Origin of the sequence: Shouchella oshimensis, assembly GCF_004375095.1 — a bacterium.
GTDB classification, from domain to species: domain Bacteria; phylum Bacillota; class Bacilli; order Bacillales; family Bacillaceae_D; genus Shouchella; species Shouchella oshimensis.
The window spans coordinates 543,034-564,574 of record NZ_SNUX01000002.1 but is presented as its reverse complement, the minus strand read 5'-3'; the positions used below and the strand labels follow the sequence as shown (position 1 = coordinate 564,574).

Below are 21,541 nucleotides of genomic sequence, written 5' to 3'. Positions count from 1 at the left end.
AGGTTCATTAGGTACTGTTGCGGAACAACTCGATTCTTTTCTTCATTCCGTTTCAAGTTATACTTAGTTTAGTCCTGTCAATAACTCAAGTTGTAGAGGATAAAGCTTCTCTCAATCTTATGCACATTAATTGATTCTAAATATAGTGAAGCATGGAACATGTTCGGAAACTTGTATTCTCTTCAAGAAACTACTTATGGTACATCATATGAAATACAATTTGGCACAGGTACAGCAATAGCAACAATCGCATCTGTAGCCACTGGTTTTTTCACAGGTGGAATAAGTGCTATACTGATTGCTCTTGGTACATCAATTACAGGAGCTTCTATTGATACGGCAATTAATGGTGAAGTTAGAGTTAGAGATCGTAAAACTACCCTAAGTGTGACATCTATGGGACAATTAGGTCTTCAAGAAGAAAGAGGTACTAGAGATACTGAGGTAGTAGATATTGAAAATGGTGGAACTACATTCGAGAATCCAACTAACTATGGAAGTGATCGAAGCAACGACGAATTATTAGACATTGGTATTTACAACATTTACTTAGACAGAGAAGTGGATTAATAAATAATATATTGAGGTGTGTACATCATGGATAAACGAAAAAAGCTACCTTACATTATTTCTTTGCTCATTCCATTAGCTGGTGTTGTTGTTTTAGCAATTTTATATACCATCGAAATTAATAAAACAATTACAACTCCAGAATTAATTAATGAACTTCTCGTTGAGGAGGAGTTATCAAATATTAATGCCGATGCTTCAACAGATGCCATTTCGCAAATCCAAGAGTTCATACAATCAGAAGACTTCACTGCTTCCAATAATTATTTAGAATTAGAGGGCGAGAATGCCCGCTTTATCATTCAATTTCGTTACGAAGAAAATCGAGAACTTCGAATATTGAACATTGAAGAAATAAATAGCCCATAAAAAAGAACCTTTTTAGGTTCTTTTTTATATCAAATCGACTATTGATTAAGTAGAAAATCTAAAAAATTCTACCAAATCTGGTAGAAAACACTCTTTTTCGTATTCCTAAAATTAGAAAAAACTCGCGTTAGTAGGTGGAATCATTGCGTGTATCATTAGTTTAAAGGTTGTATCCTAGATTGATTTTCATAAAGAAAAAAGCTACTAGGAGTTAAATCCTAGTAGCAAGGGATTCATTCTATTATTGTTGAACCGTCACTTCCTGTTCAATTCCTCGTGCATACAGTTCAAACATCTGTAGCGTTTCAGTCTTAGATGGCGGATGAAACGAAATCATTTGATTGACAAGTAACAAATAAGAGATTTCTTTCGACGTTAGATACTGTAGGCCTCCAAGCATTTTGGCAGATTGTGTTGAAAGTCGCTCCAACGTTTTGTCGATTGCATGGCGAGCAAAAAGGGTTTCCTGAAGAATAGACTGCTCATACTGCTTACTCTCAAACTTAAAGGCAATCCCTTCTAACGAAGTCATCGCGCCTTCCAGCTCAGCCATTAACTCAAACAATCGATCCAAAGGCACACGATTCGCCTTATTTACTTTCTCAACAAGGGTTGATGTAACGCCTATATATGTAGCAATCATAAAAAGTTCGAACCAGAGTAACCCGTTTGTAATAGTCGAATCTACACTTTCAGGTGGCCCAGCACGATAAATACACGCGTTAGGGACAAACACATCTTTTAATACTACCTCTTCCGTGTGCGTACCTTTCAAGATCCAATGCTCCCAAAAGTCATTCACATGAATACCCTCTGTGTTTGAAGGTATGGTAATAACCGCCAAATCTCCGTTAGGAAGACCAACACTGGCAGTTAAGAGATCCATTGTCTTCGAATTGGTACATGGTTTTTTTGTTCCATTTACAATGATGCCACCTTCTACTCCCTTCGCTTGAACAGTTGGTGAAAAAAGGGTGTTCTCTACCCCTTCTGCAAAAGCAGAGGCTAATAAGAGATTGTTTTCGGCAATTTGTTTAAGGACTTCTTGTAAATTAGGTTGTATGGTTGCAGCTTCAATTAGAGACGCAACTGAGAATTGGTGCATCATTAAAGAAACAGCAAGAGAAGGAGACTTACTCGCAATCCAACGTTGGATATAGATGGCATCAAGAGCCGTCGCTCCTTTGCCACCATATTCCTTAGGAATCATTAATGCGGTCATTCCTGATTCTTTCGCTTGTTGAAGAAGTTCGTCTGTATGTTTTTCACGATCCCATAAAGAATCTTTTCCGAACTCTTCATCAATCGTTGGAAAATACTGACGAAACACTTGTCGTTCCTTTTCTAAAAACAATGACATTCCAATTCCTCCTCATTTTTAAGAACGTTGTTTCCCATTAGAAATCAATCCTGTAAGCAAAATGACAGAATAAGCCAATAATAACCACGATGCAAAAAACTGGTCCATTCCCGGATCCAAATTCACAAAAAACTCTGCGAAATAAATTAACACAATAACATCGAACACCATTCCCGGTAGTGCAATAAAAACCGCAGCTTTCAATTGATTAAAAGCATTCAGCTTTTTATACCGATAAAGGGGTAGCGTAATAACAAGAATTAGCGGAACAACAATGACATACGCTGCCACTAGATAAAAGGTATTATCCGGGGTGAAGAAGAATTGCCCTAAAAATCGAAAGATAGCCGTTGCCCCTAACCACACTAAGAAACCCCAAAATAGAAAGAACAAGCATGATCACCTCCTCTATACGATTTTAGTCTTACTCCGATGCTTGATTCTCTTCCATCTGCTTTAAAAGGAGGGTTTCAAGACCTTTAAACACTTTTCCTGCGTCAAAATCTTCAATCATCATAGACTGAATGGCTAAACCATCTATTAAAGCGTTCATTAACACACTCCAGGTCTCTGCTGATACACCATAAAGCCTTTCCCCTACCACAGCTTCAATTTGTTTTTGTAACACTTGATTTTCATAGGTTAGTAGTTCACTGATTTGTTCTCGTATTTTATCGTTGTGCAAACTAGCAGTGACCAATGATGAAAATAAAGAGTGGTAGGACGAATCGCTTGAATTTCTTTCAGTTGCAGATTTTAAACCGGTTTGAATCCATTCTTTCGCTTGTTGGTTCGAATTTTTTTTCATTTTTTCTAATCGATTCCATGACGTTTGACACATATCACTTACGACTTCAACCATTAGCTGGTCTTTCGTCTTGAAATGATAGTAAACAGTGCCTTGCGTTACTCCTGCTCCTTGTGCAACTGCTTTAAGGGTTAATTTGTTGACGCCATTTTCAACAATACACGTTTTCGCAGATTCAATTAAATCTTGTTTCGTAATCACATTTGGTTCGGCCATGCTTAGCCCCCTCATTATAAGTTAGTTATATAACTAAAAGCTTATAATGATCGATAGCAAGTGTCAATCCTACCTAACTAAACACATAGCCTTCCATGGTTTACTTTGTCTCCACTTTCCGTTCACTTGTTTCCATTTCTTTTAAGTTGTAAGAAGCGAGTTCATTGGCAACCTCTCGCGGTGTTTTTTCGCCTTTTAAACTCTCTGTTAAAATCGTTTTCACCGTTCCTCTAATTCGCTGAGCAGTTGCTTGGAAAATACCCTGATAGTCTGCTTGCCCTGTTATTAATAAACCAAAACCTGTCGCTGATCCGGCGTTTACAACGAAATCAGGAAGAATTACTTTACGTTTTTCCAACAAGATCTGCTCTGCTTCACTCGTTGTTGGAAAGTTCGCAGCTTCCACAATGAGGCTTGCCGTTATCTTATCGGCATTGTCTTTGTGTATAGCATGTGAAATCGATGCTGGTATAAATATATCTATAGGTAGTGCAACGATTTCGCTAGATGGCACGATTTTAACATTTTTGAATAGCTCTGGCTGTATGATTCCACCGTGCTCTTTTAAGACTTGAAGTTCTGGAAGAGAAAAACCTGTTTGTCTATACATACAACGATGGGCATCGCTAACCGCTGTTATCGTTGACCCTTTCTCTAATAAAAGCATCGCAATTCCACTGCCTACCGTTCCAAAGCCTTGAAGACCAACCTGAGCTTGTTCAAGATCCAGATTTATCAAGTGGGCAGCCTCTTCCATTGCCTCCATTAGACCAAAACCAGCAAGGTAATCCATAAACGTCTCACTTAATAAATCGTCAATATTTTTCCCTTCAGGCATCTGGATCTGAAGCCCTTGTTGTTGTCTTATTTGAACGACTAGTTCAATGGGATTAAAAGAAATGGATTCATAGATAGACTTGACGTTTTGGCTTGATATTCCCATATCTTCACCGATTAAAAGCTTTGTTTTTAATAAAGACTCTGCCATGCGACCGAATGCTCTTAACTTCTCTTCTTTATCAGCACCTCCCGGATCACCGACTATTCCAACCTTTGCACCACCGAGCGGTATACCCATAACACTGTTTTTCTTTGTCATCAAATGAGCAAGAGTGCGAATATCCTCCATCGTTACGGTTGGACTCATTCGTATACCTCCAGCCGCTAATCCACCCATCAATTGATCGATTACAATAAAAACTCTAGTGTTTGTTTCTTTGTCGTACCATTCAACTTCGTAATACGGATTCATTGGTTTCCTCCTTTTGCGCGACTTCAAAACTAAAAGCAAACGCACGATCTGTTGCATCTAATTCAGCCATCATCGCGTTATCTTGTTGTAATCCAACAATACCAACTTCACTAAGAGTGCGCTTCGCTAAAAAATTGCGATAGCATAGCCTTCCGTTTTCACTCATTGTCCGCTTCACATCCTCAAGAATGAAACGAAACTCTTCTAATGGAATCCATCCAGAAATATCAGAAAGAGAGTACTTATCAATTGCTCGCTCAGGTAAGGATGCTAAGTAAGGATCAATTCGATCAGTGACGATCTCGACGCGATGAAGATTCCGTTTGATGATGTCATAATTCTCTTTTAGCAGATAAACAGGAAGACCCTTGTCATTTATATAGTGTCCACAAAACAAAAAGGTAAGGAAATGATTCTCTTGGACCAAATGGTGTTTAAATGTGTGCTCAAACCTCGACAATAAATAATCACCTATGGAGAAATCCTTCTTGACTTGATTAAAGTAACTTGGATCCCCTAAAAATTTCTCGAAGAATACTCTTTGACTCAACAGCTTAACTGCTCGTTTCCATAAAAAATTGTTCCAGTTTTTATCGAAATAGTCTCTTTGTTGTTCAATGGTCTCGCACGCCAATAATTCTTTGAATTGTTTTCGTCTAAAACGAAACAGGAATGAACCCATATACTTTTTGTAGAACATCTCATGTTTACCTAAATAAATAAATCCTTTTTCAATCTTTTCAATGTGCCTTAACCAAAATGTTTGCGCCTGTTCGGATAAATCTTCTTTTACTTGTTGAAACATCTCTCGGCGATTTTCACTTTCCGTTATACCAAAAAACGCTAAACAATCCTCTCTTTCGAAATGCTTAATCGCTGCCATTTTTAATTCAAGTAAAAAGTTCTGGTAAGGGTTGGCATCAATTGAAATCAGTTTACTTGGCTCCTTTATGAGAAGCGCTAAACTCCGACAACCGCTACCTGTAACAGATAAAACAACATCCTCATTCTGGATATCAAGAGCCCTTATCTCTGAATCAGAATCCTCGTCACTCGTTGTGTATAAAAGCCAATCATTTTGATAAATGCTTTCTTTGAGCTTATCTTCTACCGACGGTACTTGAGTTCGCTGAATGGTATCGACTCCACTCATTTGCCTGCCTCCTTTATCGTACTAGATGAATAAGCATTCTCTTCCTGACGTAACACTATTTCTGCCCGAATGTTTAAGATATCTTCATCGGTTACTTTTTTACCAAAGCTTTGCAGGTCTGCAAGTCTAAATTGATGCTTTTCTGCTAACCGCTGAATGTAATACACATCTTCCATTCGAATTCGTCCACCTATCCCATAGCTTTTATTCGCTTGATCGAGTGAAAGCAACATCGTCTCCGATAAACAAGCTAAATTCTGACCTGCATCATAGCCTAAGTTTTGTCCAAATCGAATAGGGTCAGCATACTGAACAAGTCCCCCTTCAATAATCAGAACATCCTTCCGCTCTTTTTGCACATCCCTTCCAACATTTGGAGGCTGAGACACGTCGCATATGACGGCTCCTGCCTTAATTAAGTGAACAGGAACAAACTCACTCATTGAACTCGTTGCTGTGAGAATGATATCCATATCAGCTAATTCTTCTTCCAAATACACACTATACCTAATGGGAATTGGTTCATTTAATGCTTCAAAGATCCGTTCGATTGGATCGATCACATTTGGAAGAGACGATTTCGTAATGGTCGGACTTTCAAGCCATGTATCCAAGATTGATAACTCTTCTTCAAATTGGTCCGTCCACCGTGCCATATGGAGAACATCTAACAACCGCTTACGAATTCCTGTATTTTCTTTACATTCCGTTAAACAATCGAGGTAAATCCCATTAGCCAATTTCTTCAGGCGGTTATAGTTAGCAACAGGATTGTTGCCATTTTTTCCAATTAACGTTAACTTGGAGGTTTTCCTCGCTAAAAGATAAGAACCAATTCTTCCAATGGCACCATTCGCTCCGATTACACCGATTGTGGAGTCGGCAATGGTATGTTCTAATAAATGCGCTCCTTTTAGCATCGCTTCTGTTGCATTAATCATTGTGAGTGTGTTCCCAGTAGTTAACGTGACACCCTCATCAAGTAAATCATAGCCTCCTCTTGTAACGATTGAGGTATAGGCACCCAGTCCAATGACATCAGCCCCTAACTCTTTTGCAAGCTGAACGCCATCTTTTATCGTACGTAAGACCTCTTCTTTAGGACGGTCGAGAATTTCCTCCCCACCGTATGTAATGCCGATTAGCCAACCTTCTGCGTAATTGCCATCAGCCCCTTTGATCGCCGGCAATTTGCAGATCACACCTGCACCGGAGAAGTCTGCTTCCCATTTCAAAATGGCCTTTAACTCTTCTTCACTAAACTGTTCAAACGATGGGGTATTCTTGATCAAATCGTTTGTTGACGGATAGTGACAGAGAAACGCGAACGAACCTACTAAATGACTCGTTTCGTCGATCATTGATGACAAGATCGGAAGGTTTCGGTCTCGGTAATCTCTTACCTCAACTGGTATTCGACAATCCCCTACTGTATAACGATACAATAAGTAAAAATCTTTTTTGTATAATATCTCGCATAAACGATCAAAGGCTTCACAAAAATAATCAATATCGCATTGATCAACGTTTAATGGTGGTTGCATCCTCAATGTTAATGGATCATTTAAAAAAGGAACGATCCTTATATGATGCACATTTAATAAGTAACCTGAAATCATGTAGCCATAGCCACCGAAAGAAATGAGGTTCGCCATTTCAAAAGAATCACTTGCGTCTATTTGCTCAAATTCAATCGCACAAAGAAGACCTCTACCACGAATTCCTTTTATGACACCTGGCCACTTTTCCTTTAATTGGTCAAGCTTTTCACGAAGTTCATTCCCTCGCTCTTTTACATTCTCGAAGAAATCATCTTGGTTTTTTATTGCTTGAATAAAGGACAAACTTACGCTCGAAGTAAAATTATTATTCGCAAATGTTGAGCTATGATTTAAACCGAACCGATCCGTCCAAAGTACTTCTCGACTAATACAAGCTGCGATCGGAACTAACCCCCCACCTAACGCCTTAGATAACAAAACAATGTCCGGCAATAGTTTCTCTTCCGATGTCACCGCCCAATTCCCTACTCGACCAAGACCAGTTTGAATTTCATCCACAATGACCAATACATCATATGAATGACATAACGCAATGGCTGTTGATAAGTATTCAGCGTCTGGAATGTTAACGCCACCTTCTCCTTGTATCGGTTCAACTATGAACGCAGCAATTTCGTCTCCACTCGTCTTCAAAACTTCCGACAAGCTTTGAAGATCATTGTAAGGAATTTTAGGATAGGAATCATGATGAATAAAAAACGGCTCTTGATACACTTTTTGCCCAGTAGCGGATAAGGCCCCAAGTGTTTTTCCATGAAAACTTTTGTGACAAGAAAGAATTTTCTCTTTTTTTGAATAAGCTCTTGCTAACTTTATTGCTGCTTCTACCGATTCCGCACCACTTTGTGCAAATGTACAAATATTCAGATCATCAACAAAAAGGTTAGTTAGTTGGATAGCTAATTCTTCTGCAAAAAAAGGGGCTGATGGCTGACACAAACTTGGGTATTGATTTTCTTTAAAAGTCTTAATACTCCGCCATATTTCTTCAGGGTTGTAACCAAGAGGTAGTGCTCCGTATTGTGAGGTATAATCCACATATTCAGTTTCATTCGCATCATAAAGCCGATTGCGCCTTCCTTTCATATAGGTCTTATCCATATGAAAAATGGTCATAATCTTGGAAATTGAAGGATTGATCGTTTTCACATAAGCTTCCCCTCTCAAATTTTATTTCAAAAAAAAGAATTGACCTACTATTTAAAATATCATAAATATAAAAACCAAAACTGTCAATCAATAGGGAGAAGAAAAAATAATCATTTTAATAAAAAGAATGAAGTATCCATTTTTTAATCACTCTTAAATACTCTTAGAGCGTAACAAAATCGCTATAGTAATGAATTTCCATTAATCAAACTTTAACGTAAACTTTACACTGGCACTACAGTGTAATCGAGCATAATCAAAAATGTCTAGACTATAGCTCTTATCAAATACGAGCTTCAAATGACTGGGTATGACCGCTGGTTCACCTTAAAAATACCCAATCATAAAAAAACATGTTCTTCAAAATGATGATTAGTGCTATGACCCACCATTTACAAAAAATGAAAAAACCACTAGCTATTTTCAGTTACCCGAAATTAGCTAATGAAAACCTTGAATGAGAAACATTGTTTCATAGTTTAGCAATTTATTCGTTTGAAGGGTGTTATACACGATTAATTAAACGTTTGATTCATTCAATCATGATTTGAAATGGCTTATTCTCGTTGACAAAGCCCTTTCGAAACGTAATGATAGATACATACTCTATTCATTTACTCTACACATTATCTAGGAGGTCTTTATGCCATTTTTTTCTCATAATAATAGCGAGATTTATTATGAAGTCGCTGGTTCTGGTGACGCAATTCTTTTTACCCATGGGGCTTCATGGGATCATGCACAGTGGCGACCACAAGTAGAGGAACTCTCTAATGATTACAAAACAATCGTTTGGGATGTACGGGGACATGGAAAATCTACTTTACCGGATAGAAAAGTGGACTCTGAAGAATTTAGCAGTGATTTAATCGCGCTTCTCCAACATTTAGGTATAAAGCAAGCCCACCTTTGCGGTTTATCTATGGGGGGCCATATTTCGTTGCAAACAGCTATTCGTTATCCTTCTTACGTACAATCCTTACTATTAATCGGCACGCCCTTTACCAATACGTATAACTGGTTCGAAAAACTAGCTATTCCGCTTAACCGCCTTTCTAGTAGGTTCATCCCCATGAGCCTAATGGCTTCTATACAAGCAAAAACCCTATCAACCTTTAATAAGAATAATGCTGACTATATCAAAAAATCCGTTCTTTCTATCCCACATAAGCAGTGGGTACGTATTTGGGATGCCGTATCCAGAATGGAAAGCAAGGAGGATCTTCACAAAGTAAGCTGCCCTACCCTTATTCTACAAGGGGATCATGATACGATGACAGCGCGCCAACAAAAAGAAATGGCAAATAAGATTCCTCAAGCAACACTTGTTTACATCAAAAACGCTCACCATGCGACAAATCTTGATAATCCACAGCAAGTGAATCGCTTCATTCGAAAACATCTGATCGAACAGTCAACGTAAAGAAAATGGACAGATTCTCTCTATCCATTTTCTTAAGACTCTATAGGTGCTTTCAATCTTAATGTGGAAAAACAATCGATCCCTTACCATCTGCTTCGTCCAATACGTCATGTATCTGCTTCATTAATGTCTTTACTGGATAAGGCTTTGTAAGGTAGTAATTCACATCATACGCTTCTGTTTTTTCTTTCACCTCATTTAAAGCAGATGAAATAAAGATTGGCTTATGCTTGGTTTTTTCAAGCGCTTTTACTTGCTTGATAAATTCCCAACCAGCATCACCATCTTCTAGCATCAAATCTACAATGAAAGCATCAACGTTCTTAGCTTTTACATAGGCGATCCCTGCCTGTATAGTCGTAACGTGTTTAACTGAAAACCCCTCTGCTTTTAGTTCGTCGACCAGTAATAAAGCGAGTGCTTGATCGTCTTCTAGTAATAAAATGGCATGCTGGGTTTCCTCTCGATCTAGTTCATCTTGAATAGTACTGTTTGGTTTAACCAATGGAAGCCTGATGCGAAAAACTGTACCTGCCTCAGAAGAAGATTTTAAAAAGATGGTCCCTCCATGAAATTCTGCGATTTCTTTACAGATTGGTAACCCAAGGCCTGTTCCGCCGATAGAACGTCGATCACTATTATCAACACGGAAAAATTTGCGAAATAAGTTGGGTCTGTCTTGCTCAGGAATACCAAGTCCCTCATCCATTACATCAATAATGACGTGGTCCTCTTCTTGTTTTGTACGAACAACTATGTCTCCACCATTAGGCGAAAACTTCACCGCATTGCTTATTAAATTCATAAGCAACTGTTGAATCTTTTCTTCAGAACCCATTATTCTGTCATGATCAACATCAAACCTCCAATGAAAATGATGGGATTGATAGTGAGGAACAAATTGTTCTATTACCTGCTTTATTAATGGGTGCAATGAAATGGCTGTTTTTTCTTCATAAAAATCGCCATTTTCCATCCGTTGCAAATCAAGAAAGTTATTGATTAAATTGGTTAAACGCTTCGCTTCCCCATGAATGGATTCCAAATACCTTTTTTGTCGGTCTGGTTTTAAATCCCTGTTTAACATTAGCTCTGTAAATCCTAAAACGCTGGTCAACGGAGTTCTTAACTCATGACTAACCGTGCTAATCAGCTCTGATTTCATTTGATCAATTTCATATTCCTTTGTCATGTCCCTATGAACCAAAATCGTTCCTACGAATGCTTTTCTGCGTAGAATTGGCTGAGCGTATACCTCAAAAACACGTCCATCGGCAGTAACCGTTTCATAGCGAGTAGATGCCGGTTCTCGGTTTGTATTAACATAATTAAAAAATGATTCCAATTGCGAGCTTTCTTTTACTGACTGAGCCATCCATTGTACCCATTCATTAAAAGGCACTTGCTTTCCAATGGAATTTAAATGCTTAATAATCCCAACAAAGGCTTCATTGTAATGAATTAAACGACCTTCGTAGTCAATAAATTGGATCGCTTCATTTACGTGATCAATAATATCTTGGTTCAGCTGTCGGTTCTTCTCTGTTTCTTCATAAAGTACCGTTTTTTCAATGGCTAAAGCAATTTGATTCATTGCCCCAATCATTTCATCAATTTCTTCCTTCTTATAAGGTTGTCCAATGCGAGTTGAACCGAATACAGCAATGATTTCATCATTAGAGGTATAAACTGGTACATATAAGTCAAATGCAATGACACTCGTTTCAGCAATTCCCTTTTCTGCGGTTGTAGCCTGACGATTAACGATATACGGCTCTTTCTTTGCTGTTAGAATGGGTAGAATGCCTTGATTTAATGTTTGGATAAACGTTTTAATCGTTTCTTGCTCTAGCCCTTTTGCTGAGTAACAGAAATCTTTTGTCAGCGTAAAGATCATTTTATCTGCTTGATAAATTTCATCCAAATGATGGATGAGCTCATCTAATAGCACTTGTTTTTTTACGGTTGTAGAAATAGAACGATTTAGTTGATTGAATTTTAATAGACGTTCTTTTATTTTTTCAGTTTCGTCTAGTGAATCCAATAGTTTTCGCTGATTTTGTTCAAGCTCGTCCTGTTGACTAATTAATTCCTCATTTTGGGCAGTCAGTTCTTCTTCTTTTTCCTGAATCGCTACAACCATTTTTCCAAATGATCGAGATAGGATACCAATTTCATCTTCTCTTTTCGTTATTGGAAGCTCGACACCTTGATCAGTAGAAGTTGCCAATTCTTCAGATACCGCTGTTAACTGTTTGATCGGTTTTGTAATTCGTGCAAATAAGACTGCAAATAACGAAAACAACAAAGCCATAATGAGTAGAATAAACATTAAGCAGATCATGAGTAGGTTAGACACTGAATTAGAATACGCTTCAGCCTGTCGATTCGTCTCTGCATTATTTGCATCCACATAGGCATTCGTCATTGCAATCAATTCATTAACCGTCTCATTTCCACCGCTTGTGGCATACTGCTGCAATTCTTCCATCGTTCCTGATTCTACAAGATTCATTGCTATTGGTAAGAAATCGTCATAATAGCGGGAGGAAATAGCATGCACTTCTTCAATCATTGACGCTTCTTCCTCACTTAAATCCAGACGAGAGAACTCTTCAATGTTTAGTTGTAATTGTGCATACTCATCGAATAAGGCTTCTCTCTCTTCTGGCAAAGCAAACGCGTAATAGCCTCTAGCTCGGATTAGAACTTGGTAGGCATGGTCAGATATGTTTAGGGCAATCTCTTGTTTTTCGCTTAAATGGCTTTGCTTCTCTCGATAATCTTCTTGCAAATAATACGCATAAAACCCAAGTAAGATCCCCAGTGAGACGACAACGACACATATTACAACGAGCGGAATAAGCAATTGTCGATTTAAACGTTTATTTAAGAAGGATTTCACTCAATATACCCTCCACCTTTTCAACAAGAACAAGGGGACTAAACGGTTTAGCTATAAAAGAATCTGCCCCTTTGGCAATGATTTCTTCTTGATCCCTTTGTTGGCTTTTCGCTGTTAACATAAGGATATGAGGACGTTGTGCCATTTCATCCATGTTCGTTATCGTATCAATCACTTCAATACCTGTTAAACGAGGCATCATATAATCTAAAATAATTAAGTCATACTCGTTTTGATAGAGTAAATCTACCGCTTCCTGTCCATCCTGAGCTTCATCAATGTCAACCTCAAGATCTTCGAGAGAATCTACAATCAGCATTCGTAATACTAATTCATCATCTGCGACTAAAATTCTTGCCACTTTGCTCACCTGCCTATATTTTTGGAAATAGATCGTTCTATTAATCTACGCATTCTAGCAATCAATTCAACTTGATTAAACGGCTTGGTGATGTAATCATCGGTTCCGTATGTTAGAGCTTCTGCTATATCACTTGGCTCGCCAGAACTTGTTAGCATCAATACCATCACTTGTGATTCTGGGAAATCACGCCTTAGCCTCGCTAGTACATCAATTCCATCAAGCCCGGGCATCATTCGATCAAGTGAAATTAAGTACTTACCATCTGGCTTAAACCAGTCAGTTTCCATAAATCGTGTTCCACTCTCATAAGACGTTACTGTAATTTCTACCTCCTCTACATGTACGGTTTTAGCTTGCTCAACCAGTGCCTCTCGAAGAACCATGTCATCCTCAACAATAATTAATTCAAATGAAGCTAGTCCTTTCTCCATATGATCTCCATACAATAAGGTACGGTTTCTTCCTAATTCTTTTGCCTTGTACAATGCTTGGTCTACTTTTTCAAGCATTTCTGCTAACGTTTTCCATTCTTTCGTTACTTCACAAATACCGGCGGAAAACGTTGCTTTAAACGTACCTGTTTCATTTTTAAACAAATGATTATCAAATGTCGTGCGTAGCCTCTGCACTAATACTTCTGCTTGTGTTGCCGTTGTATGTGGTAATAACAGAACAAATTCTTCTCCACCGAAACGAATGAACACATCACCTTCTCGAACCTGATCTTGAACGAGCTTGCTGAACGTCTTTAATACTTCGTCACCAACAAGATGACCATGCTGATCATTGATCCGTTTAAAATGATCCAAATCAACCATTGCCAAGCTAAAGAACTCTTGTCCACGCTGAAATAACTCTAAATAGCGGTTGCCTTCGACTTCTAAGAATCGTCGATTAAACGCACCGGTTAAAGGATCTGTCAGAATTCGGTCCTGAATACGTTTTGCATGTTGTACTCGATTGGCTAACTGTGCTACTAACCTATTTGAGATTAGCGGTTTTGCTAAATAATCCGTAACCCCGTAATTGAAAGCCGTAATACGTTGTTCTTCAACATCGGTATCTCCAATAATCATTACGGGTACAAATTCACGAATAGATCGTTTTAAGAGCTTAATGCCCAACAATGAATTACGAATGAAAAAGTGATTGATTAGTAGACAGTTTGGATTCTGCAACTGGGTTAATTGGAGAGCTTTTTGTACGGTTAGAGCTACGAGTACCATATACCCTTTTGATTCTAGCCACTCTTTAACTTCTGTCATAAAAATGGGGTCGTGATCTACTATTAACAGTAACGAGGGATCCCGATCCACTTCCACCTGATTTATCGTTGAGATGCCTCGCTTCGTGTTTTTCGGCATTTTTCTTAAATACGCGTTTAACCGATTCATATCGAGCCAATCTGGAAAAGATTGCTCTTCCGACATGGTCTCTTTAGCCCAATTGGTTAAATAAACCAAACCAATAGATGCACCGGTTCCAATGACAGAATGTAAAAATAAGCGCCACTCTTCTCGGGATACACCGTTAGCCTGCTTCCATCTATCAATATGGTCGTCTACTTGTTTTAAAAAAGGGAGCTGATATTTATCCATTTCACATTCTTAATCTCCTTGTTTAGGTAAGAAAAATAAACCAGCCTCCAATTTTCTTCCCCTCTTTTGAATCCATTGCACTCTTGCTTTTTTCGATACTATTCTCTCGTCTTCTCCAACGATCTCAATCACTTGATCTGGCAAAATTGGAACGTTCCCATCACTCATTTTAACTCGACACCCACTTAAGCTAAGATCTGTAATGGTTGCAGCAATCTCATCATCAGCTTGGAGCATAATCGGAACAGAAACAGCTTGTCTAATACTTTGCCGTTCCTGTTGCTTTGGACTTTGTTCTGTTTTCTTAAGAAAGCCTAGCATTGCATTTAAGAGGGATGCATTGTTGTACTCACGTTCTGAATAAATATCCTTTCCGTGTACAAATAGTTCTGCAATTAATGCTTCATAATGATGCTGACTGATTGCATCAAACGAAATTCCTACATAAGCAACCGTTCGTTTAGTGTTAATCCACTCTTTTGTAACAGGAACCTGTAACAGATGATTAGTTGACAATGCCCACTCTCCATCTAACGATAACCAAGAAGCATCCTCCCGATTCATCACCATTAACCGTGCTCCTGTTTCACTTAAGTCAATTATTTTACACTCAATCTCCCTTTTGTCAGACGTAAGCACGCCATTTATATCGACATTAAACCGTTCTGCTCCACGAAAACGGGGACGTTCAATAGAAACAAGCAATGCCATTACAAGGGCAACAAGATTGTACAAAATCCAGAATAAGTTGATGTAGAGCATATCCGAGTTCGCAAATATCGTCATTGGGGTCAGGAAATGTAACCCAACAAGAACAATCGATGTTAAGGATAATCCTAGTAAAAGTAGATAAGGCATACTTGTTAGCCATAACAGATGTCGCTTATGCTGAAGTACACCTTTTCGAGTAACATTAAACCGGACTTCCTTTTTCAAGAAAACCTCGCTTAATACGGAAAGAGCCATATATGGCGCAAGGGCTACCTCATAGACATGACTCCATAACACACTTCGTTTGTTGCCTGATATAATACGAAACGCTAATTGAGAAGCCACAAATGAAGGCAACCAAAAGAGCAACAATGTAGACAAATCTGTTTGTAATGAATAAATTGAAAATAAAAGAAACAAGATAGGAGCCAACAAGTAAATCATTTTGTACATACCGAAAAACCAGTAATGAATACCATCTGCATAAAGCAACCTCTGCATAAATGAGAGCCCTTTTACTGTAAAAGGATTCCATTTCCTCATCACCTGAATATTCCCACGACACCAGCGATCACGCTGCTTTAACAAATCTGCATACGTCTCTGGTGAGAGACCTACAGCAAGTGTCTCATTGACAAATACGGACTTTTGACCGTTTGTCTGTAAAAGCATCCCTGTCGCCATATCTTCTGTAATAACACCTGTAGCAAACCCGCCAATATTCTCTAATGATGTTCTCCTGAACAAGGCATTGCTACCCACGTACATTGTAGCGTTAAAGCGATCTTTGCCCTCTTCCAACCGACGCATAAAAAAATCTTGCTCATTCGTTATGCGATCCTCAAAAAATAAATTATATTGAAAGGGATCTGCATTATAGAATACTTGTGGTGCCTGAACAAAAGATACTTTAGGATCAATAAAATGGCCTAAGGTCTGTTCTAAAAAAGACGCTCTTGGAACCATATCCGCATCCATTGTCACGATAAACTCACCGCTGGTTAAAGTGAGAGCGTGATTTAAATTACCTGCTTTTTGATGTTCATTCGTCGGGCGGCTAATATAGGTAGCGTTTCCAATGGATTCGACTAAGGCTTGAACAGATTTCCGTCTACCATCGTCACATACATAAACGTTTAGCTTTTCTTTTGGGTATCGCATTTGTAAACTTGCCGTAATGGTTCGTTTCAACAAATCCTCTGGTTCATTGTAAGTCGCAATAAATACATCCACCGTTGGTAATTCATCGAATACAGATAGCGGAATGGCTTTTCTTTTAAATGGCCGCCACGATAGGATTGTAAATACAATGGATTGTAAAAAACCTGCCCATTCAGCTAGTAGAAGAAGTATCCCAAAAATTAAACTGACTAGACCAATTGTTGGTAACGTAAAAAAAGAACGCCAAAGTAAATAAAGAAGCGTAACGGCAATAAAAGCTATGAGTAATGCATATCTTGCCCACGCCCATTTTTTCGCACAAAAAAACAAGCAGAGTAGCAATACAGTAGAGCCTATTAACCAATATAAAGAAGGGTCGTTCAACGTAAATCCTACTTTCTTTTCTATAATGTATGCACCTTTCTAGAGTTCTTGGTTGCTATAACTAGTATGTAAGAATGCCGCATCTTGTTTATTTTAGCAAACTGATTAAACGATGTGGAGGTTCTTTTGTATTTTTGCACGCCGTATGAACTATTTTTTTTGTTCGACACATGCAGATTTCTTCTAAAATGAAACGAATTTAGGAAGAATGACACAATTGAAAGTAATGCTCTAGTATGGTCTATCCTCCCCCCCAGAAAATAGCGGCAAATACAAATTCTGTTCACGTATTTATGGTCGCCATTTTTTCACTTACTGTTCTTTGTAAGCCGAATAAATAATTATTTTAATAAATCGGGTTTCAAATTACCTTTTAAAAGGTATGAGTAGGTACTAGTCTAATGACTACAAGCACGACTCACTCATTACCTAATTATGGAGGTACTTTTTTGGAGAATTTATTTAAACAGTCAAACGTGCTTGAAACCATCGCTTTTGTTGTCGGCCCCTCCCCTGCCACCGTTCATTCCATCACGTACGATTCACGAAAAGTCACAACCAATAGCTGTTTTATTTGTATAAAAGGACAGCACGTGGATGGCCACCAATATATAGACTCTGCCATAAAAAATGGCGCTCAGGTTATCGTTGGAAGTGAAAAAGAACTTATGATGGATTGGTATTTCAAACGACCTGACCGTACATTTGTAGTGGTTCATGATAGCAAAAAAGCGCTGGCTAGCTTTGCATCTGCTTTTTATCAAAACAAACATAAGGAACTTGCCTTAACGGGAATTACCGGCACAAACGGAAAAACAACCATTACGGCTTACATACGCTCATTAGTAAACGCTCTCGGCGAGCCAACCGCTTCCATTGGAACAGCAGGAGTTTGGGATCAATACGGAAAAATCAATGTAGAAACAACCACACCTACTACACCAGAATCATCTGATCTTTATACGCTCTTTGATCAACTTAGAGAAAACAAAACAACTCACGTTGCGATGGAAGCCACGTCCATTGCCCTTGAACAAGGGCGCCTTCATGGATTACAGTTTGATATCGCGGTTCATTCAAACTTACGACCAGAACACCTTGATTTTCATAACACTATGGAGCATTATCGAAACGCAAAACTGAAGCTTTTTCAACAAGCAAACAAAGCGGTTGTGAATCTTGATGATGCAGGGATGTCAGCTGCCATTATTAACTCGTTTCAAGGAGAGCTTTGGACCTATAGCATTGAACAGGAAGCGACCGTCATGGCACAAAAACTACAAACGCAACAATCTGGTACCTCCTTCGACTTAATCGTCCACGGGAAACGCTACTCCGTTATGGCACCGATATTCGGAGAACACAATGTTGCAAACCTTTTAGCTGCCGTCACGACTTGCATGGTAAAAGGATACGCTATAGAGGAAATCATTCGTTGTTTTCCACTTGTTAAAGGAGCTCCTGGTCGCTTCCAATTACTAACCGATTATCCAGGAAGGCAGTTAATTTTTGACTTTGCTCATAGTCCTTTCGCTTTTGAAAAACTGTTCCATACCATAAAACCCTTTTCCTATAAACGATTAATACTTCTTATTGCTGGTATCGGCGTCAGACCTTCCTATTTACGGCCGGAAATTGCAAAGGCTGTTGAAGGTAAAGCAGATGAAATCGTTGTAACCGTTGACCATCCTGGCGATGAAGACCCAGAAACCGTCATGGCAGATGTTATCTCTGGTTTTATAAATAAACCTGAGCACCTACACCTAGTAGGAGAAAGAGGCGAAGCCATTCAAAAAGCACTGTCATTAGCAGATGAAGGCGATCTTATCCTCATTACCGGTATTTGCATGGAAAATTATCAGATCGTTAAAGGAAAACGCTTACCCTATGATGACCTCAAGCACATTCATCTATTTCTTGAGCAAGACACCAAAACAACCTCCACTTAAACGATACAGACGACATCTTTTACTGAATCGATGTCGTCCTCATTCTATTTTCTTTCTTAAATAAAACAATCGTTCCATTATCTACAAACAGTTAGAGGTTTGATCACAGCCATTAACGGCTCTCTAATCGTTTTTTCTCAGATATCGGTATGCTTCCCCTTGAGTAAGGATGGTAAAATATTAAGACAATAATCAACCTAAACATTGGAAGGATAGTATACATGAATCATTTAATCTATTTACGGAATGAATTTAAAGAACTTGATTTAATTAACTCAACTTTTCATGACCTACCCTTAAGCTTACATATCGAACTTCAAGAAAGCTTATATCAGTTAGATGATTCAGGAAATATTAATTTTGATTACTTTGATACCATTTATAGCCGCGCAACGGACATATTTAAAGATCTTTTTATTAATGAAGACCAGTTGTTTTTTGTAACAGTTGCTCGAAGTGAAAAAGCAATTTCTAAACCAATTGGACTCTTTAATAAATTTATAAATAGAGTTAATCAATACAAACTTCTCACTTTTGAAGAGAACGACGAATTTGGTAGATTGGTACAGTATTCACTACAAACACAAAAAAAATTTTTACATTACAACAAGATTATAAAAGCAATCTGTAATCAAGATTTTAAAGATCTAACTCCCAGGTTTAACGATAAGTTACTGAGCACTTATCCAGAAGTATTTTTTATTAATAAAGATAAAGGTATAATTTTTCACATTTATGATGATAGAGGTGCGTTTTTGCTGTTTAATGATGAAAAATTACATAAGGAATTTGCAATGAAATATTCTAATTTGATAAGGAGAGAAGAATAATTAGGAAATTCTCTGTTGTTGTTCTCATATTACATATCTGTCTATTTGGATGTTCTTTCAAGAAAGACGCATTATTAATAGAGAACAAAGAGACGACTACTTGGGCATTTGATTATATTGGTATTACGCAAGAAAATTTAAAATCATGGGCTTTTAAATTGAGCAACTATTAAGTTACATCAATTACGTTGCGTTGCAGATTAAATAACTAGAGTAAATTTGGTCAAATAGCAGTGAATTAAAACTTTATTTTATAGATGGAAAAAGCCATTAAAAAAGAATGTTTTCAATACCATTCTTTTCTTAGATGGATACACACTAATTGATCTAACTCTGTCTCCATAGCGACCAAATGGATTGTATACGTAGGTCCAGTTTACGCAAATCGAAACGGTATCCTCTTTTCTTCACCTGACTGCATATCTTTTCTTTTGTACAGATTCTGTTCCACTTCCTCTTTCCCAATGATAATGACATACTTCACTCCCTCTTTATTCGCTTTCGTTAACGCTTTTCGTAGATTCTTATTGGACCATTCACATTCAACACGGTAGCCTTGTTCTCGTAGTTCACGCGCTACTAACAAGGCTTCTGTTTGCCTGCCTAATGGAACAATGTAATAATCCACTAATGGACTAGCTGGCTGGTTCGTAGAACGAATTGCTTCATACATAACATCAAGGCCAAAGGATATCCCAACTGTTGAGAACGTTTCATCTGTACCAATTAACCCACCAATCGCTTGATCATATCTACCACCACTGCCAATACTTGACGTAATCGTTCCATCTTCTAAAAATAGCTCGTATACCGTACTCGTATAAATTTCTAGTCCTCTAGCAAGAAAAGGATTAAAGATACATTGTTTCTCAATGGCTAAAGATGTAAGAAACGACTGTAGTGCTTCTATTTCTGCTATTCCCTGTTGCACGTCTACACTTTCTTCCGCGTATCGTTTGAAGTAGTCCATTGAATGTCCTGCTTGTAAAAACGCCTCAATCGTGGCTGTTACCTGTTGAGATAGGCCTTGCGCGTGTAACTCCTTCACAACGTTGCTCGCACCAATCTTCTCCAATTTGTCGATAGTGAGGATCACTCTGCTTTGTTTTTCCTTTTCTACTCCTATACATGCAAGCATACCTGTTAACAGCTTACGGTTGTTATAGTGAATCACCATTGGTAATCCGAGTTTTTCACACGCATCCACCGCCATTAACATGCATTCTGCTTCTGCAACTTGGGTGTCAACGCCAACAATATCGACATCACATTGGGTAAATTCCCGAAATCTCCCAGCTTTAATAGGACCATCTCGAAAAACTTTCCCAATCTCATAACGTTTAAATGGCATGGTCAACGTTGGATTCATCGCCACTACCTTTGCAAACGGAATGGTTAAATCGTATCGCAGTGCCAAATCACGCTTTCCTCGGTCTGTTAACGTGTACATTTCTTCTAAAATTTCGGCGCCTCCACCGTATTTAGAAGCCATTAAATCGGTATAGTTCAAAATAGGTGTTTCTAGCGGTTTACAGCCATATTGACTAAACACGTCCTCAAGGGTTCTCTTCATATTCCGTCGTATAACTTCCGCTGCTGGTAAATAATCCTGTGTGCCTCTTACATTTTGGTAATCCATTTTCTTCATTTTTCTTTCCTCCTTTTTTTAGTAAACATAAAAAACCGCACTTGATTAGTGGTACACTTAATCAAATACGGTTTCATGAGAAATAGTCTTCCTATGTGCGATTTTTTAGAAATCGGCTAGCAAGACTAC

Annotated in this window: 16 protein-coding genes; 5 read left to right on the top strand and 11 right to left on the bottom strand. The window is 38.3% G+C overall.

What is annotated here, in order from left to right:
* The first annotated feature begins 159 nt into the window (after positions 1 to 159).
* Entirely contained in the window at positions 160 to 570 is a 411-nt protein-coding gene (locus E2L03_RS08870) for a hypothetical protein (protein WP_134258987.1), read from the top strand.
* Positions 571 to 597: 27 nt separating this feature from the next.
* Positions 598 to 939: a hypothetical protein gene (locus E2L03_RS08865; RefSeq protein ID WP_038476802.1), complete on the top strand. Its 342-nt coding sequence runs from the start codon at positions 598 to 600 to the stop codon at positions 937 to 939.
* Positions 940 to 1,180: 241 nt separating this feature from the next.
* On the opposite strand, the gene E2L03_RS08860 is transcribed toward E2L03_RS08865, so the two are convergent.
* From E2L03_RS08860 to E2L03_RS08835, 6 genes are all read right to left on the bottom strand, one after another.
* Positions 1,181 to 2,299, bottom strand: a complete 1,119-nt coding sequence (locus E2L03_RS08860; protein WP_051667279.1) for an acyl-CoA dehydrogenase family protein — start codon at positions 2,297 to 2,299, stop codon at positions 1,181 to 1,183.
* A gap of 18 nt (positions 2,300 to 2,317) precedes the next feature.
* Positions 2,318 to 2,692 (bottom strand): DUF5367 domain-containing protein, encoded by a 375-nt coding sequence (locus tag E2L03_RS08855; protein WP_134258986.1) that lies wholly within the window; start codon positions 2,690 to 2,692, stop codon positions 2,318 to 2,320.
* 31 nt (positions 2,693 to 2,723) lie between these two features.
* Complete coding sequence (locus tag E2L03_RS08850; RefSeq protein ID WP_038476798.1) at positions 2,724 to 3,323, bottom strand: TetR/AcrR family transcriptional regulator; 600 nt, start codon at positions 3,321 to 3,323, stop codon at positions 2,724 to 2,726.
* A 100-nt stretch (positions 3,324 to 3,423) separates the two neighbouring features.
* A complete protein-coding gene (locus E2L03_RS08845; protein ID WP_038476796.1) occupies positions 3,424 to 4,575 on the bottom strand; it encodes a Glu/Leu/Phe/Val family dehydrogenase in 1,152 nt (383 codons plus the stop codon).
* On the bottom strand, positions 4,553 to 5,728 hold the full coding sequence (locus tag E2L03_RS08840) for a DUF3419 family protein (protein WP_055735533.1): 1,176 nt from the start codon (positions 5,726 to 5,728) through the stop codon (positions 4,553 to 4,555). The genes E2L03_RS08845 and E2L03_RS08840 overlap by 23 nt, the downstream gene beginning before the upstream one ends.
* Positions 5,725 to 8,439 carry an aminotransferase class III-fold pyridoxal phosphate-dependent enzyme gene (locus tag E2L03_RS08835; protein ID WP_134258985.1) on the bottom strand — a complete coding sequence of 905 codons (2,715 nt, stop codon included), beginning with the start codon at positions 8,437 to 8,439 and terminating at the stop codon, positions 5,725 to 5,727. Before E2L03_RS08835 ends, E2L03_RS08840 begins: the two co-directional genes overlap by 4 nt.
* A 643-nt stretch (positions 8,440 to 9,082) precedes the next feature.
* Here E2L03_RS08835 and E2L03_RS08830 point away from each other — a divergent pair.
* Entirely contained in the window at positions 9,083 to 9,862 is a 780-nt protein-coding gene (locus E2L03_RS08830; RefSeq protein WP_134258984.1) for an alpha/beta fold hydrolase, read from the top strand.
* Between the two features lie 58 nt (positions 9,863 to 9,920).
* Here the strand turns inward: E2L03_RS08830 and E2L03_RS08825 are convergent, their stop codons facing one another.
* Genes E2L03_RS08825 through E2L03_RS08810 form a run of 4 tightly spaced genes read right to left on the bottom strand, consistent with a single transcriptional unit; the run spans position 9,921 to position 16,985 of the window.
* Entirely contained in the window at positions 9,921 to 12,767 is a 2,847-nt protein-coding gene (locus tag E2L03_RS08825) for an ATP-binding protein (protein ID WP_134258983.1), read from the bottom strand.
* Complete coding sequence (locus tag E2L03_RS08820; protein ID WP_134258982.1) at positions 12,748 to 13,128, bottom strand: response regulator; 381 nt, start codon at positions 13,126 to 13,128, stop codon at positions 12,748 to 12,750. The genes E2L03_RS08825 and E2L03_RS08820 overlap by 20 nt, the downstream gene beginning before the upstream one ends.
* 5 nt (positions 13,129 to 13,133) lie before the next feature.
* Positions 13,134 to 14,729, bottom strand: a complete 1,596-nt coding sequence (locus E2L03_RS08815) for a GGDEF domain-containing response regulator (protein WP_134258981.1) — start codon at positions 14,727 to 14,729, stop codon at positions 13,134 to 13,136.
* A 9-nt stretch (positions 14,730 to 14,738) separates the two neighbouring features.
* The gene (locus E2L03_RS08810) at positions 14,739 to 16,985 is read right to left on the bottom strand and encodes a glycosyltransferase (RefSeq protein ID WP_241741820.1); all 2,247 of its coding nucleotides are present in this window, start codon (positions 16,983 to 16,985) and stop codon (positions 14,739 to 14,741) included.
* Between the two features lie 449 nt (positions 16,986 to 17,434).
* Here E2L03_RS08810 and E2L03_RS08805 point away from each other — a divergent pair, with 449 nt between their 5' ends.
* Both E2L03_RS08805 and E2L03_RS08800 read left to right on the top strand, forming a co-directional pair.
* Positions 17,435 to 18,934, top strand: a complete 1,500-nt coding sequence (locus tag E2L03_RS08805; protein WP_166740250.1) for a UDP-N-acetylmuramoyl-L-alanyl-D-glutamate--2,6-diaminopimelate ligase — start codon at positions 17,435 to 17,437, stop codon at positions 18,932 to 18,934.
* 221 nt (positions 18,935 to 19,155) lie between these two features.
* On the top strand, positions 19,156 to 19,764 hold the full coding sequence (locus E2L03_RS08800) for a DUF3885 domain-containing protein (protein ID WP_134258979.1): 609 nt from the start codon (positions 19,156 to 19,158) through the stop codon (positions 19,762 to 19,764).
* Positions 19,765 to 20,140: 376 nt separating this feature from the next.
* On the opposite strand, the gene E2L03_RS08795 is transcribed toward E2L03_RS08800, so the two are convergent.
* Entirely contained in the window at positions 20,141 to 21,412 is a 1,272-nt protein-coding gene (locus tag E2L03_RS08795; protein ID WP_134258978.1) for a histidine--tRNA ligase, read from the bottom strand.
* Positions 21,413 to 21,541: the final 129 nt, after the last annotated feature.